14 protein-coding genes are annotated in these 15,967 nt (G+C 44.9%); 10 read left to right on the top strand and 4 right to left on the bottom strand.

What is annotated here, in order from left to right; genetic code table 11:
* Positions 1 to 39: 39 nt before the first annotated feature.
* Positions 40 to 3,393, bottom strand: a complete 3,354-nt coding sequence (gene rpoB / locus OGM63_RS17880) for a DNA-directed RNA polymerase subunit beta (protein ID WP_263746978.1) — start codon at positions 3,391 to 3,393, stop codon at positions 40 to 42.
* Positions 3,394 to 3,533: 140 nt separating this feature from the next.
* Here rpoB and OGM63_RS17875 point away from each other — a divergent pair, with 140 nt between their 5' ends.
* Positions 3,534 to 3,755 carry a hypothetical protein gene (locus OGM63_RS17875; RefSeq protein ID WP_263746977.1) on the top strand — a complete coding sequence of 74 codons (222 nt, stop codon included), beginning with the start codon at positions 3,534 to 3,536 and terminating at the stop codon, positions 3,753 to 3,755.
* A gap of 646 nt (positions 3,756 to 4,401) precedes the next feature.
* On the opposite strand, the gene OGM63_RS17870 is transcribed toward OGM63_RS17875, so the two are convergent.
* Positions 4,402 to 5,187 (bottom strand): TatD family hydrolase, encoded by a 786-nt coding sequence (locus tag OGM63_RS17870; RefSeq protein ID WP_263746976.1) that lies wholly within the window; start codon positions 5,185 to 5,187, stop codon positions 4,402 to 4,404.
* A 73-nt stretch (positions 5,188 to 5,260) separates the two neighbouring features.
* Positions 5,261 to 5,554, bottom strand: a complete 294-nt coding sequence (gene rpsT / locus OGM63_RS17865) for a 30S ribosomal protein S20 (protein WP_263746975.1) — start codon at positions 5,552 to 5,554, stop codon at positions 5,261 to 5,263.
* 648 nt (positions 5,555 to 6,202) lie between these two features.
* On the opposite strand from rpsT, the gene hisD reads away from it, so the two are divergent.
* Together hisD and OGM63_RS17855 are read left to right on the top strand one after the other, a co-directional pair.
* Complete coding sequence (gene hisD / locus OGM63_RS17860) at positions 6,203 to 7,504, top strand: histidinol dehydrogenase (RefSeq protein WP_263746974.1); 1,302 nt, start codon at positions 6,203 to 6,205, stop codon at positions 7,502 to 7,504.
* A gap of 248 nt (positions 7,505 to 7,752) precedes the next feature.
* Positions 7,753 to 8,178, top strand: coding sequence for a universal stress protein (locus tag OGM63_RS17855; protein WP_263746973.1), 426 nt, complete (start codon positions 7,753 to 7,755; stop codon positions 8,176 to 8,178).
* A 298-nt stretch (positions 8,179 to 8,476) separates the two neighbouring features.
* Here the strand turns inward: OGM63_RS17855 and OGM63_RS17850 are convergent, their stop codons facing one another.
* A complete protein-coding gene (locus tag OGM63_RS17850) occupies positions 8,477 to 8,863 on the bottom strand; it encodes an alpha-crystallin domain-containing protein (RefSeq protein WP_263746988.1) in 387 nt (128 codons plus the stop codon).
* A 535-nt stretch (positions 8,864 to 9,398) separates the two neighbouring features.
* Between OGM63_RS17850 and hslO the strand changes: the two genes are divergently transcribed.
* The 7 genes from hslO to OGM63_RS17820 all read left to right on the top strand — a co-directional run bounded on the left by hslO (position 9,399) and on the right by OGM63_RS17820 (position 15,643).
* Positions 9,399 to 10,310 (top strand): Hsp33 family molecular chaperone HslO, encoded by a 912-nt coding sequence (gene hslO / locus OGM63_RS17845; protein ID WP_263746972.1) that lies wholly within the window; start codon positions 9,399 to 9,401, stop codon positions 10,308 to 10,310.
* A 144-nt stretch (positions 10,311 to 10,454) separates the two neighbouring features.
* Complete coding sequence (locus tag OGM63_RS17840) at positions 10,455 to 12,497, top strand: chromosome segregation ATPase (protein ID WP_263746971.1); 2,043 nt, start codon at positions 10,455 to 10,457, stop codon at positions 12,495 to 12,497.
* A 61-nt stretch (positions 12,498 to 12,558) separates the two neighbouring features.
* Positions 12,559 to 12,963 (top strand): HpsJ family protein, encoded by a 405-nt coding sequence (locus tag OGM63_RS29855; protein ID WP_375340495.1) that lies wholly within the window; start codon positions 12,559 to 12,561, stop codon positions 12,961 to 12,963.
* Between the two features lie 213 nt (positions 12,964 to 13,176).
* Positions 13,177 to 13,524 carry a hypothetical protein gene (locus tag OGM63_RS17835; protein ID WP_263746970.1) on the top strand — a complete coding sequence of 116 codons (348 nt, stop codon included), beginning with the start codon at positions 13,177 to 13,179 and terminating at the stop codon, positions 13,522 to 13,524.
* Positions 13,525 to 13,642: 118 nt separating this feature from the next.
* A complete protein-coding gene (locus OGM63_RS17830) occupies positions 13,643 to 14,026 on the top strand; it encodes a YtxH domain-containing protein (protein ID WP_263746969.1) in 384 nt (127 codons plus the stop codon).
* Positions 14,027 to 14,041: 15 nt separating this feature from the next.
* Positions 14,042 to 14,596 (top strand): DUF948 domain-containing protein, encoded by a 555-nt coding sequence (locus OGM63_RS17825; protein ID WP_263746968.1) that lies wholly within the window; start codon positions 14,042 to 14,044, stop codon positions 14,594 to 14,596.
* 237 nt (positions 14,597 to 14,833) lie between these two features.
* Positions 14,834 to 15,643: a TPM domain-containing protein gene (locus OGM63_RS17820; RefSeq protein ID WP_263746967.1), complete on the top strand. Its 810-nt coding sequence runs from the start codon at positions 14,834 to 14,836 to the stop codon at positions 15,641 to 15,643.
* Positions 15,644 to 15,967 lie beyond the last annotated feature (324 nt).

The raw sequence follows: 15,967 nt of genomic DNA, 5'->3' as shown, positions 1-15,967 counted from the left end.
TTACCAATGCCCCATGCCCCATGCCCAATGCCCCATGCCCTATTCCTCGTCTTCCATCGATTCGCGCGATAGAGATTCGTAAGTCGGACGCGGGGGAGTACGACGGGTTCCTTGGTCTGCCATCAAATCAACCTCTACATCCAAAGAACTACCGTCTGCTTGGGTTTCAACTTTATGCACGGCTATATCTAACCCCAACGATTGCAATTCTCGCATCAACACTTTGAACGATTCCGGTGTCCCCGGTCGCGGAATTGCCTTGCCTTTAACGATCGCATTCAATGCCTCGTTTCTTCCTTGCATATCGTCCGATTTCACAGTCAGCAATTCTTGCAATGTATACGCTGCGCCAAATGCCTCCAGTGCCCATACTTCCATTTCTCCAAAGCGTTGACCACCTTGTTGTGCTTTACCACCCAATGGCTGCTGTGTCACCAACGAGTATGGACCGGTCGAACGAGCGTGAATCTTATCATCCACCAAATGCACCAGTTTCAACATATACGCCACCCCAATCGTCACGGCTCTATCAAACGGCTCACCAGTCCGCCCATCGTATACCATGATTTTGCCCGGATTATCTGGGTTATACACCCAGTCCTTACCCGTCTCATCTCGCGCTTCTTGCAACTTACCATGCACAATCCGCCGCGATTCCTCCTCTCCATACATTTCATCAAAAGGCGTAATCTTAAAGCGCACTCCCAAGGTGTGACCAGCCCAGCCTAACAAACACTCAAACACCTGCCCCACATTCATTCGGCTCGGCACACCCAACGGATTCAGCACAATATCCACACAAGACCCATCTGGCAAATAAGGCATATCTTCCAACGGGAGGATGCGAGAAATAATTCCCTTATTCCCGTGGCGCCCTGCCATTTTGTCGCCAACTTGAATTTTCCGCTTCTGCGCTACATATACCCGCACCACCATATTCGCCCCCGGTGGCAATTCGTCGCCTTGTTCGCGGGTAAATAAGCGCACGTCAACCACGCGACCTTTTTCACCATTAGGCACTCGCAATGAGTTATCGCGCACATCCCGCGCTTTTTCACCAAAAATTGCCCGCAGCAACTTTTCTTCTGGTGGTTGGTCAGATTCACCCTTCGGCGTCACTTTTCCGACTAATATATCTCCCGCATCTACCCATGCCCCAATGCGGATAATTCCCTGCTCATCAAGCGATCGCAAAGCATCTTCCCCGACGTTGGGTATTTCTCTGGTGATTTCCTCAGGTCCGAGTTTCGTCTGTCTTGCCTCAATTTCATATTTCTCAATGTGAACCGAGGTATAAACATCTTCCTGCACCAACCGCTCAGATATCAAAATCGCATCTTCGTAGTTGTAACCCTCCCAAGGCATGTAAGCAACGACAATATTCTGCCCCAGCGCCAATTCTCCACCCTCAGTGGAAGATCCATCCGCCAAAACTTGACCCGCTACCACCTTCTCACCCATCCGCACCAACGGCTTTTGGTTCAAACAAGTGTCTTGGTTAGAACGCTGATACTTAGAAACCTTATATTTAATCTCCTTGCCTTTCGGTGAGTCCACAGTTGAAAGTCCAGAGTCAACAGACGCGATCGGTCGCGTGTCTACCTTGACCCTAACGCGAATTTCTGTGGCATCCACATACACCACATCCCCATCAGTCCGCGATACAACCACCATCCCAGAGTCACGAGCCGCTTGCGCTTCCAAACCAGTCCCCACCAAAGGACGCTCCGGTTTCAACAATGGCACCGCTTGCCGTTGCATGTTCGATCCCATCAGCGCTCGGTTGGCATCGTCATGCTCCAAAAAGGGAATCATCGATGTCGCCACCGATACAATCTGCACTGGCGAAACTGCTACATAGTCAACTTGCTCTGGCGTTGTGGTTGCCCAATCTTGGCGATAACGCACTGGCACAGAAGGTCCCACAATGTAACCGTTCTCATCTACGGGTATGTCCCCCGTCGCAGTCCGCAAATCGTCCTCTTCGTCAGCCGTCATATATACTGGCTGCACGTCAAACCGCACTTTGCCGTTTTCCACCGGACGAAAAGGCGTTTCTAGAAAGCCATATTGATTCACCCTGGCATGAGTCGCTAAAGAACCAATCAAACCGGCGTTGGGTCCTTCTGGTGTCTCAATCGGGCAAATGCGTCCGTAGTGGGATGGGTGAATATCTCGCACCGCAAACCCGGCTCGCTCTCTGGTTAATCCCCCAGGACCAAGGGCACTCAATCGCCGTTTGTGGGTCAGTTCCGCTAAAGGATTAGTCTGATCCATAAACTGCGACAACTGGGAAGAACCAAAAAACTCCTTAATAGCCGCTACCAACGGTTTCGGGTTCACCAAAGATGCTGGTGTCAATACTTCTGCGTCACTAACCGTCATCCGTTCGCGAATAATCCGCTCTAAGCGGTTTAAACCAACACGCACCTGGTTTTGCAGCAATTCGCCCACACTTCTTACTCGGCGATTTCCCAGGTGGTCGATGTCGTCGGTGTTACCAATATCAAATTCCAGGTTGATTAAGTAATCTACCGCCGCCAAAATGTCAACCGAAGTTAATACGCGAGTCGTTTCCGGAACTTGCAAACGTAACTTTTTGTTAAGTTTGTAGCGTCCCACCCGACCCAAGTCGTAACGTTTGGCATCAAAAAAGCGCGAATCGAGTAACTGTTGTCCGCCCAACACCGTTGGTGGTTCACCAGGACGCAGTTTGCGATACAACTCCATCAAGGCATCTTCTTCCGAAAATTGCCCTTCTTTTTCGATGGTTTTTTGAAAATATTCGGGGTGACGCAGCGCATCAAATATTTCATTATCCGACAACGAGAGCGCCTTCAACAGCACTTGCGCCGACAATTTGCGCGTTTTGTCAATGCGTACCCAAACCAAGTCGTTACGGTCTGTTTCAAATTTTAGCCACGCCCCCCGATTAGGAATCAAACTAGCAGAATAAGTGCGGCGTCCGTTTTTATCAATTTCCGACTTGTAGTATACGCCAGGGGAGCGGACGATTTGATTGACAATTACCCGTTCGGCGCCATTAATAATGAAAGTTCCGCGATCGGTCATCAAGGGCAAATCGCCAATAAAGACTTCTTGCTCTTTAATTTCCCCGGTTTCTTTATTAATTAATCTTGTCGGCACATACATTTGCACCGCGTAGCTACTATCCCGCCGTTTGGCTTCTTCTACACTGTATTTAGGCTGCTTGAGTCTGTAGTTATGACCCAAAAAGTGCAGTTCTAGTTTGCCAGTGTAGTCTGTAATCGGACTAAAGGAGTTAAGTTCTTCTATTAGCCCTTCTTCTAAAAACCAGCGAAAGCTTGAACGCTGGATTTCAATTAAGTCGGGTAATAAAAAGGCGGGTTCCATATATGTTTCTTTAGTCATGCCTCTACCTTTATCAATTGTGAATTATTGCTTGTACATTGCACAAGGGCGTTCGCGCTTGCGTCTTTGCAGGAGAAGGTTACCATAGAAGCGCCGAGGTCTGTATTGAACTTATTTTTATACCACTTTACTGGCTATAAGTGCCGACAAACAAGGCAATTAAAGCTTTGAGGGAGGCAGTGCGGTCTTCTCCCAAGGGGAGCACTTGCCGTCACCTGCCTTCTTTGATTTTGACTTCACCGGGCGATCGCCAAGGGTTAAAGTCAATTACGGCAAAAAGCCTGCCCCTATCGTTGGAGCAATTGCACATGAAAGATGTCTTGTTGATTTTTATTTGCTTTCCTCACTTGCACTTCCATTAAAGCGCGTCAATTAGCGCACTCGTGCGCTGTACAGTGTTCTGTCTTTTATACACGCACAGCCTTTTCAGATCAGGGTGATGTTTTAAGACTGAAGTAAGGCTCCGCTTTTATAAGCTCTAATGAGTATGGCTTTATCTTGTTGGGTATTAATCACAAGTCAATTAACGGTTAACAATTTTTATAGGTTAAATACAGTTCTGCTTTCTTGCTTGGTCAAAATTTTCGCTTCAAGTAGAAGAGACACGAGGAGCATCGCGTCTGTACGTATTTGTTTTTGCAGGACGGTCATGTATTTTTCGCATCCGCATGTAGAGAGAGGAGGATGGTCAAGTGATGAAGCGTGAAACTTCACTTTTGCTAATTTGTTAGTTCCTTCCTTAACCATTATGGCGCAATAAAAACATTTTGGAGGCACTCATACTAGCATATTTTTACGCTTCTCGATTTTTATTTTTTTGGCGATTGAGGTGAGCCACTGCTTTGGGTATTTTCCACTCGGCACCTTTGTGGGGGAAACAAAAACGCATAAGCTGCCGAGTGGAACCGGAGGAACAACAACAACATCAGCTGACGCTTTGAGTCCCCCATGTGGCGTTTCCGTCAAAGTGGTGAAACAAGAGAGGGTGATGTATCCGGCTCACTCGATCTAGAGTACTAACCCAAATAGTTTACAGGCATTCTCAGTCGTTTGAGTAGCGATCGCCTCTAGACTTTCTCCACGCAAACGAGCTATAGCTTCTGCTACATAACGCACGTAAGCTGGCTCATTGCGCTTTTCACCTCGTTTTGGAACCGGCGCTAGGAAGGGACAGTCTGTTTCAATTAACAGTCGGTCTGACTTCACCAACACAGCTGATTGTTGAATGTCTATGGCGTTTTTGAAGGTGACGGTGCCACTAAAGCTGATATAAAAGCCCAAGTCGATAAACCATTGAGCTTCTTGCGGTTTTCCACCCCAGCAGTGCATGACACCTCGGATACTGTCTCCTTTAAGATTCCTCCATTTTTGCAATATGTCTCTCACTTGTGATGCAGCATTCCGGCAGTGGATAATCACTGGTAAGTTAAGTAACGAAGCGATCGCTAATTGAGCTTCAAACACCATCAGCTGCCTGTCGTAGTTATCTGCTTTATAAAAATCCAGCCCCATTTCTCCGATTGCTACCACTTTGGCATCAGAGGTTGCCAAAGATAATATTTCCTTTTCTGTTTGGCTATTCCATTTATCAGCATCTAAAGGATGTAAGCCTACAGCAAAGCTGATTTCGGGAAACTGGTGAGCTATCGCTTGAATGCTGGAAAATTCTGATGGCTCGACGCACGAATGTACTAGACGTACTACACCTGCTTCTTGCCATCGCGATCGCACGAACGCTAAATCCGGTTGAAAAAGGTCAAAGTTGAGATGAACGTGGGTATCAATCAGCTGCATCGTTTGTCGTTTGTCCTTTGTCCTTCTTCAAAGCATGAGTCCTAATGACGAGTGAACTCATGATTGTTAAGAGTTATGCTGATACGGTAGAGCTTTGTAGTTTTTTCGCCAATTTTGACTTTTTCCTAGCTCCATTGTTGGGATGAAGTACACCCCGCTTTACAGCTTTGTCGATTTTGCTGTACGCCTCCGACATCCGATCATCTACTTCTTTCTTTAATTCTGAGCTAGGATTAGCTGCATAGGTTGCTACAGCACTAAGGTATTTTTTCATCAGCGTTTTCACAGCTGATTTGTAAGCTTTGTTACGCAAGCGATTGCGTTCTGCGATATTGGCGCGTTTCAGAGCAGACTTTGTATTCGCCACTGTCAATCCCAAAAATACTATTATTTATGTACACACACTACTAGGCTTACTAATATAGCATCTTTTTTGCCACTATCATAATTACAGCTAAAAAATATCAGAACTAAATTTTGCATTTCTATTTTCATTTTTACGGCAAGCAGAAAAAAAAGACGTTAACTCACCTGATGGGCAGATGACGACAACTAAAGAAATAAGTTAAGATTAAGTACTCCAGGAAATAGGGACTTCTCGCCACCTGTTACCAAGCGGGACGACTGACGCGTGAAAATGTGTTTCTAAAGGCAAGAATCTATTCAACGGTTAAAGTTCAGTGGTGGAAATGTAGAGGCACGATTATATACTACATATCGCGTATCTACAAAATGTTACCTAATAAATTAGACAATAGAGATAAATTATACTCCCAGCTTACTGAAACCAAAATAAAAAGGCAGGATGTTCAAACAAAACACCTCCACTTTTGAGGTTAGAAAGCCTTAGTAGCTATTCTTAGCAACCGAAGTGCGATATGAAGCCTTGGGAGTATCAAAAAAATCCAGGTTAAGCTAGAGAAGAGAATTAGGTTAAGCTTTGCGCCTAATTGGCTAAGAAGCAAAACTGATTCTCGGCGGCAATATTCGTTCATTTTGGCACTCTCCTTACTCCATGCTGCGAATTATTACTCAGCAGGCAGACGTCAGAGCAGAACTGCAACGTATCTGCGATCGCACCCATGATGAACAGGTGCATCACAAAGAAGCAACCGTACGGGAAGTGTTGCAAGCAGTGAAGCGCCAAGGCGACAAAGCTGTACTGCATTACACTGCCGAATTTGACCACCAAACCCTCAAGCCTGAGGAACTGCGCGTTTCCGGTTCCGAACTGGATACGGCTTACCAACAGGTGTCAAAGGACTTGCTAGAGGCAATTCGGCTAGCGAGCCGGCAAATTGAAGCGTTTCATCGTCAGCGAGTACCGAAAAGCTGGGTACACTTTGGCGATGATGATGTAGTACTGGGTAAGCGCTACACTCCTGTAGACCGAGCGGGATTATATGTTCCTGGTGGTCGAGCGACTTATCCCAGTACGGTGCTCATGAATGCTATTCCAGCGAGGGTGGCTAATGTCCCCCGTGTGGTGCTCGTAACGCCACCGGGAGCGCATAAAGCGATTAACCCAGCAGTGTTGGTAGCTGCCCAAGAAGCTGGGGTACAAGAAATTTATCGTGTCGGAGGCGCCCAGGCGATCGCCGCTTTAGCCTACGGTACAGAAACGATTCCCAAAGTAAATGTGATTACAGGTCCAGGTAACATTTATGTCACCCTAGCAAAAAAACTCGTATACGGTACTGTGGGCATTGATTCTTTAGCAGGACCGAGTGAAGTGCTAATTATTGCCGATGATACTGCAAATCCCGTACATGTGGCGGCGGATTTGTTGGCACAAGCCGAACATGACCCGATGGCAGCAGCAATATTGTTGACAACGGATACAAGTTTGGCGAAGAACGTCCAAGTCGCTGTGGAAAGACAGCTAATAGATCATCCTAGAAGAATAGATACAGAAAAAGCGATCGCTCACTATGGCTTAATCGTCGTTGTCGAATCTCTGGAAGCCGCAGCCCAATTCTCGAATGAGTTTGCCCCGGAACACTTAGAATTAGAAGTCGAAGATCCTTGGGCATTAATTCAACATATTCGCCATGCAGGAGCAATCTTCTTAGGTCATTCTACACCAGAAGCTGTGGGAGACTATTTAGCCGGACCAAATCATACTTTGCCTACTTCCGGTGCTGCTCATTATGCTTCGGCATTGGGTGTGGAAACTTTCTTGAAACATTCGAGTATCATCCAATACTCAGAAACCGCCCTGCAAAAAGTGGCTGGCGCAATTGACTTACTAGCGACAGCGGAAGGCTTGCCTTCTCATGCTGATTCAGTTAGACGCCGAGTTCAACAAGACGAATAATTACAAATTCTTAATTTTTTCGGAAATTTTTGGTAAAAGTTACCTAGTGGGTACAAACTAAAAGTTTAAACGGCAGTCGCAAGCCAAATGTTACAACGGAGGGCAACCTCCGAAGTACAGTTCAAAGATGCTATTAAGCAGGGCGTAGCTTCCACGACAAAGGCACGTCCTTAGCTGCTCCTTTGGTGGTTACACCAACAAAGGAGCAGCTAATAATGTGAAATTTCTACCTTGAGGAAACTACAGCCGTGCTAAATACTATTTTGGTAGCTCTGGACGGTTCAGAAATTGCAGAACGTGTAATTCAGACTTTACAAGAATTGGTGGTGCTAAAAGAAAGCAAAATAATTCTGTGTCATGTTTTCCCCACCCCAGAGTCGGAGATGGAACTAGCCGCAGATCGTCCTCAACCAGAGTCACCAACACTTTCTTATTTCCATGTCGAAAAACAACTGCAATCCTACCAGGAACAGTTGCCAGTCAAGAGTGAATTAGAATTAGTAACTGGTAATCCGGCAGAAGAAATTATTCGTCTTGCCAATATTTACCAGGCTGACTTGATTATTATTGGTAGTCGCGGGTTAACTGGGATGAAGCGAATTGTTCAGGGTTCAGTTAGCAGTCAAGTGGTGGAAGAATCGCCTTGTTCAGTGTTGGTGGTGAAACCCAATTAAAATTAGATACGGGCAAATTTAGAAATACAATACAGTCCGCACAATTAATCCCACATTCTGCACCCCAAGAGCTTATTTGTAAAGAACATATAAAGAAAACAGAGCCTTGTTTTAGTCACCAACCTTGTCTAGAAAAATCCATATTGGATACTATTGAGTGTTCGATATGGCTTCTAGGCGATTAACCTGTTTGGTTATTGAGCGAAGAAAGTAAGAGCAAATCTATTTAAAAACGAATGGCGCAAAGTTTTTCTTTGCGTCTTAGCGCCTTTGCGATCTGCTTATTATTCGTCTGGACTCACGGCTTTTGAGTTGCCAAAAAGGTTCGCAAACTTAACAAACTCAAGCTTTGCCCCAAATTCAACGGCAAAATTGATACTCCTTCCAAGCGGGACTGTACCCAACCATCACCCCAGTACCACTCATGAAAGCCGTCGATACCTTGACTGAGTAGCAAGCGCAAACAGTTGGGTTTTGCTACGTCTACTTGATGATGAATCTTAATTAGCCCCATCGAGCTAGTAAACTGAAATCCTGAATGTAATTCTTCTGGCATTCCGGGGGAAAAACCTTGCCCGATGAGCCATTTTTGTTGTTGCACAGGACGCAGCAGACTGTCTTTAATCGTAGCTGCCGAGGCTTCAACTTCTATACGTAGTTGACTTTGTTGAAAATTACCAAGCATTTTGAGAGCGATGGCTTTGCCAACGCACTTGAGCGATCGCATTTTCTTTTAGTATGACAAATGTGGTTCATCAGATACGGGCTTGTTCAAAGGAAAATGGAAATTTCATTACACTACGCCCACGATGAAATATTTCTTCAACGGGTCGCACACCAACCAAATCTTCACTCTTTTCCCAGTCCCTAATCCTCTTCTATGACTCTGGAGAAAGAAGCCCTGACGACTGGAAGTCGCACGCCAGGTGCTTCAACGCGGGGAAAATACGCAACGCCCTGGCTTGGCTAAACGAACGAAGTCCGCCTACGCGGACTAACCGGAAAATAGGGTTTCAAATTTCCTCTGAAAAGAGTAATAAAAGAGCGCTAATTCCCAGTCCCCAGTCCCCAATTCAAAATTCCCTACTCCCTACAAGCGCGGAAAGCCGCTCGTTTTCATACGGGCATCCTTAACCATTGTTGCTTTGTTTGGTCACTTTTCTACAACCTCTGAACTTAAAATAGAAAAAGTGAACTTGTTAAGAAATGTAAGGTTATTCATGGCGGATCAATTAATTCGCGCCACAGCGGCTGATGGTGGAATTCGTGCAGTCGGTGTGATTACCACACGTCTGACAGAAGAAGCAAAAACTAGACACAAGCTTTCTTATGTGGCTACCGCAGCCTTGGGTAGAACTATGGCAGCTGGCTTATTAATGGCTTCTAACATGAAGCGAGAAGGCTCTAGAGTCAACGTCCGAATTAAAGGCGATGGTCCTTTGGGTGGTATATTGGTAGATGCTGGCTTGGATGGAACAGTACGCGGCTATGTAGAAAATCCCGCTATCGAATTGCCTCCTAATGCCAAAGGAAAACTTGACGTTGGTGGTGCAGTCGGTAATGGCTACCTTTACGTCGTTCGGGATGTGGGTTACGGCTATCCTTACTCTAGTACGGTAGAACTCGTTTCTGGGGAAATTGGCGACGATGTAGCTCATTACCTGGTAAACTCGGAACAAACACCTTCAGCTATAGTTTTAGGTGTGTTCGTGGGTGCAAATGGGGTGACTGCTGCTGGAGGCTTACTCGTACAAGTGTTGCCAAAAGCCGCTAGAGATGAAGAGCTAGTAGCAAAGTTGGAATCACGAGTGGCTGGTTTGGCTGGGTTTACGCCGTTGTTGCAAGCAGGCAAAACATTGCCAGAAATCTTTCAAGACTTGCTGGGTGATATGGGTTTGGTAATTTTCCCGGAAACTCAAATGCTGCGCTTTCATTGTGGTTGCTCTTTTAACCGCGTGCTGGGAGCATTAAAAATTTTAGGAGAAGCTGAACTACAAGATATGATTGCCAAAGATGATGGTGCTGAGGCAATTTGCGACTTTTGCGGCTCAGTATATCACGCCAGTAGCGAGCAGCTAGCCCAACTAATTGAGGATTTGCAGGCAGAATCTTCCGTTGTGAGACAAGTATAAAAGGATACTTTATTTTCTAATTTTTCATGATATCTCTGGAGAAAGATAATTGAGACTAGCTTTTTCATGACGAGAAAGTTACTATGGCAACAAAGAAATTATCGAACCATTACAGATTGCTGTGAAATTATTTTGGTGTGAGAGATGACAGAGCGGGATATTCCAGAGAGTTGGTCATCAGCCAGAGCGACAGAGCCAGATGAAATAACCAGATTATCACGATCGCCAGAATTTGGTGAAACTCATGTTTCTGGTGTGCCAGCTAATGGTTCTACCTCCAAGTCAGTGAAGCGCCGAAAAAAAGACAATTCTGATAAAGAAACTGTGACACCCAGCACTCCTTATGGTCAAATGCCCAACTGGATGAAAAGTTGGGTGTTATGGACAGTTTTATTAGCGTTGGTTCCTGGTAGTATCGGCTTTATTTCAATGGCGATGCTGCTAAAGTTGCCATCAGCGCCAAACTGTCCATCGATTTTTTGGCCCCTAGCTAGTGCATCTGTGCGACTGCACTGCGCTCAATTGGCAGCTTCAAAGCAGACGGTGAATGACTTGTTACAAGCGATCGCCTTAGTCAAGCAACTGCCAGAAAATCACCCACTACGGGTAGAAATAAATCGCAACCTCCAAGAGTGGTCGCGTTCGATTTTACAGCTAGCCGATCAAAGTTTTCAATCAGGGAAGTTAGACGAAGCGATCGCTACAGCACGTAAAATTCCCAAAGACCTCTCCGCGGAGAAATTAATAGATGAGCAAATGACCAAATGGCAGTCAATTTGGTCTAAGGGAGAAAATATTTACCAAACAGCGGAAAACGAACTGCGCCAACAAAATTGGCAATCCGCCTTTATGGTAGCATCTAAATTGGTGCGGGTAGATAATAAATACTGGCAAACAGCTAAGTACGAGCAATTAAATCGCTTGATTGTCTCAGCGCGAGAAGATGGCGAGAAGTTAGCAAAAGCCAACGGCTTGGCAGAAGACTCTGGAGTAGATAATTTACTAAAAGCCATCAAAGTAGCTGAATCAATTGGGCAAGATAGTTACGTTTATCAAAAGGCACAGGCAACGGTTTCAGTATTTGGACGTAAAATCCTGGCATTAGCACAGAAAAAGCTAGATCGTCGAGATGCAGATGAAGCGCTGGAAATTGTCGGCAAAATTCCGGCAAGTACAGGTCTCAAGTTGGAAATCGAAGACTTTACAGCTATAGCTGATGCCCAAAGAAATGCGTGGCTGGGCACTGCTTCTGGTTTAGAAACAGCGATCGCCCAAGCACAACAAATTGACCCTTCCAGACCAGTTTACGATAAGGCACAAAAACTGATTGCCCGTTGGCAGCTCGAAATTGAAGACGTTGCGAATCTAGAAAAAGCACGTACACTGGCAAATCAGGGAACAGTTAGCGATCTCAATGCAGCGATCGCTCAAGCGCGTCTGATCCCAGTTAATAATCCTCGTGGTTCTGAAGCTAGGCAAGAAATGGGACGCTGGCGTGCCCAAGCTGAGACAATCGAAGATAAACCTTATTTGGAACGCGCTGAACAGATAAGTTTTATAGAAGATGTTAACTCATTGCAAGCAGCGATCGCCGAAGCAAGTCAAATTCGTAACGGTCGGGCATTGTATCCAGAAGCACGCAGAAAAATTCGCACTTGGACCGCGAAAATTCAGCGAATTGAAGACCAGCCATATTTAGATCAAGCCAGACAAATTGCTAGTAGTGGCGATCTAGCCTCTGCCATTAAAACCGCTGAACAAATTGCATCCTCAGGACGCGCACTTTCTGGTGAAGCACAAGCGTCTATAGATGATTGGCGAGGACAAATGCGCGCTAGACAAAATTGGAGCAAAGCGCGGGAAGTGGCACTTACTGGCACTCCTGAGGCTTTGTCAGAGGCAATACAGCTAGCGGATCGAGTGCCAAGTCGCAGTTTGTTACGCAATGACGTAAATCCGGCTATTGACCAATGGAGTCAGCAATTATTAGATATAGCACGCTCTCAAAGTGAGTCTGATATCACTAAAGGTATTGAAACCGCAAAACTGATTCCCCAAGGTTCTGCTGCTTACAGCGCAGCGCGAGAGCAAATCAGGAATTGGCGCGAGTTGCTCAAGCCTGAACCTGAACCTGAACCTGAACCTGAACCTGAACCACAGGAATCAACGACAACCGAGCAGCAGTGAATTGAGATATTTAATTAGCTACCGTTAGCCAGAGATTAAAATCTCTGGCTAACGGCGTAGTATTAATGATAAGCAATTTAGTATCAGTCCTCTTTTAGGAGTTGGTAACACTTTCAGGCTAAATAGTCAAAGTGCTGCTCGAATTAGCAGTTTATCCAAGCAACAATTATCTCAAGCCGAACAGGCTGAAAAGCAACTAAATCAAGCTACACCGCAACAACTTGATAATTTTCTCAAGAGCCAAGGTCGCTCATTAGACGCCAAAAGTCCTGAGGAATTAAAAGCTCAAGTATTATCTAAAGTTTCTCAAGCTAAAAAAGAAATTAAAACTCAAGCTGAAGCAACTCAGTCTTTTCGAGGTTTAAATTTAATTAAGTCTTCTGTCAAATGGAATTTGGGAGCTTTAGTTGCTACTGGTTTGTTTATTAGTATTTGGAAAGGTACTCGCTGGGCAAGAACAAATTGATATTTGTAAGTAATTGATACAATTAAACATCATTCCTACTTGAGTTGTGAGAATGCTTCTATCGCAGAAGTCCGATTTTTTTGATAAATTGGGCTTCTCATTTATGACTTGATGATTACTGAAGATTTGGAGCTATATTTCTGGCGCTGTCGCTATGATTAATAGGGATTTATTGAAAACAAGCTCCTTGAAAGCATCTAACCCAGGTAAAAAATGGTATCAATTGTTGTGATTATTAATACTCTTATTTCCTTAATACTACTTGATATTGCGAGGCGAGTGTGGAAAGTTAAACAGCGGTTGGCAAATATAACTAATCGCTTAACTGCTGCTGAACGCTGGACTTATGCGGTACTTGACAAAGCACCGGCAAATATTTATAGACGGCAGCAAAATATTCATAACTTGCGGCAGGCAAACCAGTCCATACAAATACAAGTTGAACAAGTAAGGCAAATACTTAGCCTGCTGCTTGTCGGACAGCAAATTTACGGGCGCTATTTTGTCAAACTTGGGTTAGGAAAACTCAGATCAGAAAAAGATCGTAGTAAAATCAACTGAGAAATAAAGGCAACAATTCTAGGTAATATATTGTCACTTAAGAAAGATAAGTAAAATTATTTTGAGTTGCAAGGCGTGAAAACCCACCTAAAATGGGTGTAAGGAGAAAAATAAGAAGATGTCTACTAACAACCGTTCTGGAGTATTTATTGGCGGTTTGATGCTAGGAGCTACCATCGGTGCTTTGACCGGTTTACTGGCTGCTCCACGCACTGGGCGCGAAACGCGGAAAATATTGAAGAAATCTGCCGATGCTTTGCCAGAATTGGCAGAAGATTTATCAACAACAGTCCAGATACAGGCAGATCGTCTTTCTACCAGCGCAATGAAAAACTGGGATGAGACATTGGATCGATTGCGAGATGCGATCGCCTCCGGGATAGATGCAACTGTGCGAGAAAGCCAAGTCTTGAAGCAAAAAAGCGCACAAGAAAACCGAAGCGCGGCTTCAGTGCAACTAGAAAATTCCGATTCCCGAACTTCACATCTAGATCGCCCATAGATAGATAGCATAACTGTGATTGACCCCCTGTTTTGGCTGGGACTATCGATTCTTTTCGTCGCCGTTAGTTTAACTGCTGTTTTAGTAGCGGCTATACCAGCTTTGCAGGAGTTAGCTAGAGCCGCCCGCAGTGCTGAAAAATTATTTGATACCCTCTCACGAGAATTACCACCGACTCTAAATGCTATCCGCACCACCGGCATGGAAATCACTGACTTAACTGATGATGTCAGTGAAGGTGTCAAAAGTGCTAGTCAAGTTGTTCAACAAGTTGATCAAAGCCTGGATAGTGCTAAAAAGCAAGCGCAAAACGTTCAAATAGGTACGCGCAGTATATTTGTTGGCGTAAAAGCAGCCTGGAAAACCTTTACACGCCAAAAATCTCCCAGGCGACAAATTGACCGTTTGTCAGCAGGTGCTTCATCAGCGCTGACGTTGCGAGAACGAGAAGCCAAGAGGCAACGCAGCCGCAATCACAACGGTTACAACGACGCTGCTAGCTGGGATTTCGATGATGAAGATTCGTTGCCGAAATCCACTGCCCCTGAGGATTGGTCTGACCAAGAATAAAGTTAAATAAAGATTGACATTTATACTGAATTGTGAATGAAATTAATTATCGGCGCTTTGCTTAGACGGTAAGCGATCGCTCCTAATTTTTCTCCAAAAATGGAGATGTGAAACAATGCTTTGCTCTACGCCATTAGATTAGAGTAAAGTAAACAAGTGTAAAGAAGTATCACTTTTATTGTATTCTTTTAAAACAACTTCTTTACGTCTACTGTTGAAATTTGTATAAAAACGTCCATGCAGAATTGTTTTTGGCGACGAATTCTGGTATCGATTACTGTATTTTTCTTGGTTGGGTCAATTTGGGTGATGCATTCCCAAAGCGCACTGGCTTATAACAATCCTGAGTTACTACCTGACAAACCAACCCCAGTTGTAGACTTAGCCAAAACTCTCACCAACATTCAAGAAGAACAGCTTGTCAATGACCTAAATCAATTTCAAGCCGAAACCGGCTGGAAACTGAGAGTTTTGACTCAATATGACCGCACCCCAGGTCGCGCAGTCATTAAATTTTGGGGTTTGGATGACAAAAGCATTTTGCTAGTTGCGGATTCCCGTGGGGGTAACATCCTCAGCTTTAGTGTTGGTGATGCAGTTTATGAACTTCTACCGCGCACTTTTTGGATAGAATTACAAACCCGCTTCGGTAACTTGTACTTTGTCCGAGAAGAAGGCGAAGACCAAGCCATTCTCCAAGCCTTACAATCAGTTAAAGGCTGTTTGCTTAAAGGTGGTTGCATTGCTGTTCCCGGACTACCACGAGAGCAGTGGATTCTCACCCTGATTAGTTCAATAGTTGGTGGGGTAATTTGTGGATTTGCAGGTCAACCCCGCAGCGAAAAACAAGGTTTTGCTTGGCAATGGGCTTTAATTTTCTCGCCTTTGTGGGGTATTTTGTTTATTGCCTTCGGTATTGGACCAGTAGTGACGCGAACCCACGAGTGGCTACCTATAGTTCGTAATATCTCTGGTTTTCTCATTGGTGCGTTAGTTGCCTATCTGTCAATTGTTTTCAGTCGGTCTTCTCCTAGTGCTGAGTCCTAAGTACAGCTTTGCGTAAAATCCTGGCAAATTGAGGCTTGAAATTTCAACGCACTCGTAGCGCACTTGTGACGCAGAGAATTCGCACTCGTATTAATAGACATCTCCATAAAAGACGTAGAGACGTAGCACTTGGTAGTCTCTTGGGGTTCGGGCAACGCATAATCAGCATAGCGGTCGATGTCTAATGAAATGTTGTAGTGACATCTCCTACACTGACCCTTGCGGGTACAGTGTAGGCTTCAAGCAGTCCTGTTAAGGATATGCAAGATTTCCTTCGTGGTACTTTCATCCATAGTTCCAACTACAGAAATCTTCCCACTACGG

The sequence above is a fragment of the Plectonema radiosum NIES-515 genome (genome assembly GCF_025753815.1).
Classification (GTDB): domain Bacteria; phylum Cyanobacteriota; class Cyanobacteriia; order Cyanobacteriales; family Nostocaceae; genus Hassallia; species Hassallia radiosum_A.
The sequence above is the reverse complement of the archived record's forward strand: the minus strand, read 5'-3'. Positions and strand labels throughout refer to the sequence as shown.

Excerpts from the sequence above, each read along its gene's own strand:
- rpoB (WP_263746978.1), bottom strand. The coding sequence starts at position 3,393 with ATGACTAAAGAAACATATATGGAACCCGCCTTTTTATTACCCGACTTA.
- OGM63_RS17870 (WP_263746976.1), bottom strand. The coding sequence starts at position 5,187 with ATGCAGCTGATTGATACCCACGTTCATCTCAACTTTGACCTTTTTCAA.
- hisD (WP_263746974.1), top strand. The coding sequence starts at position 6,203 with ATGCTGCGAATTATTACTCAGCAGGCAGACGTCAGAGCAGAACTGCAA.
- OGM63_RS17850 (WP_263746988.1), bottom strand. The coding sequence starts at position 8,863 with ATGCTTGGTAATTTTCAACAAAGTCAACTACGTATAGAAGTTGAAGCC.
- hslO (WP_263746972.1), top strand. The coding sequence starts at position 9,399 with ATGGCGGATCAATTAATTCGCGCCACAGCGGCTGATGGTGGAATTCGT.
- OGM63_RS17840 (WP_263746971.1), top strand. The coding sequence starts at position 10,455 with ATGACAGAGCGGGATATTCCAGAGAGTTGGTCATCAGCCAGAGCGACA.
- OGM63_RS17835 (WP_263746970.1), top strand. The coding sequence starts at position 13,177 with ATGGTATCAATTGTTGTGATTATTAATACTCTTATTTCCTTAATACTA.
- OGM63_RS17830 (WP_263746969.1), top strand. The coding sequence starts at position 13,643 with ATGTCTACTAACAACCGTTCTGGAGTATTTATTGGCGGTTTGATGCTA.
- OGM63_RS17820 (WP_263746967.1), top strand. The coding sequence starts at position 14,834 with ATGCAGAATTGTTTTTGGCGACGAATTCTGGTATCGATTACTGTATTT.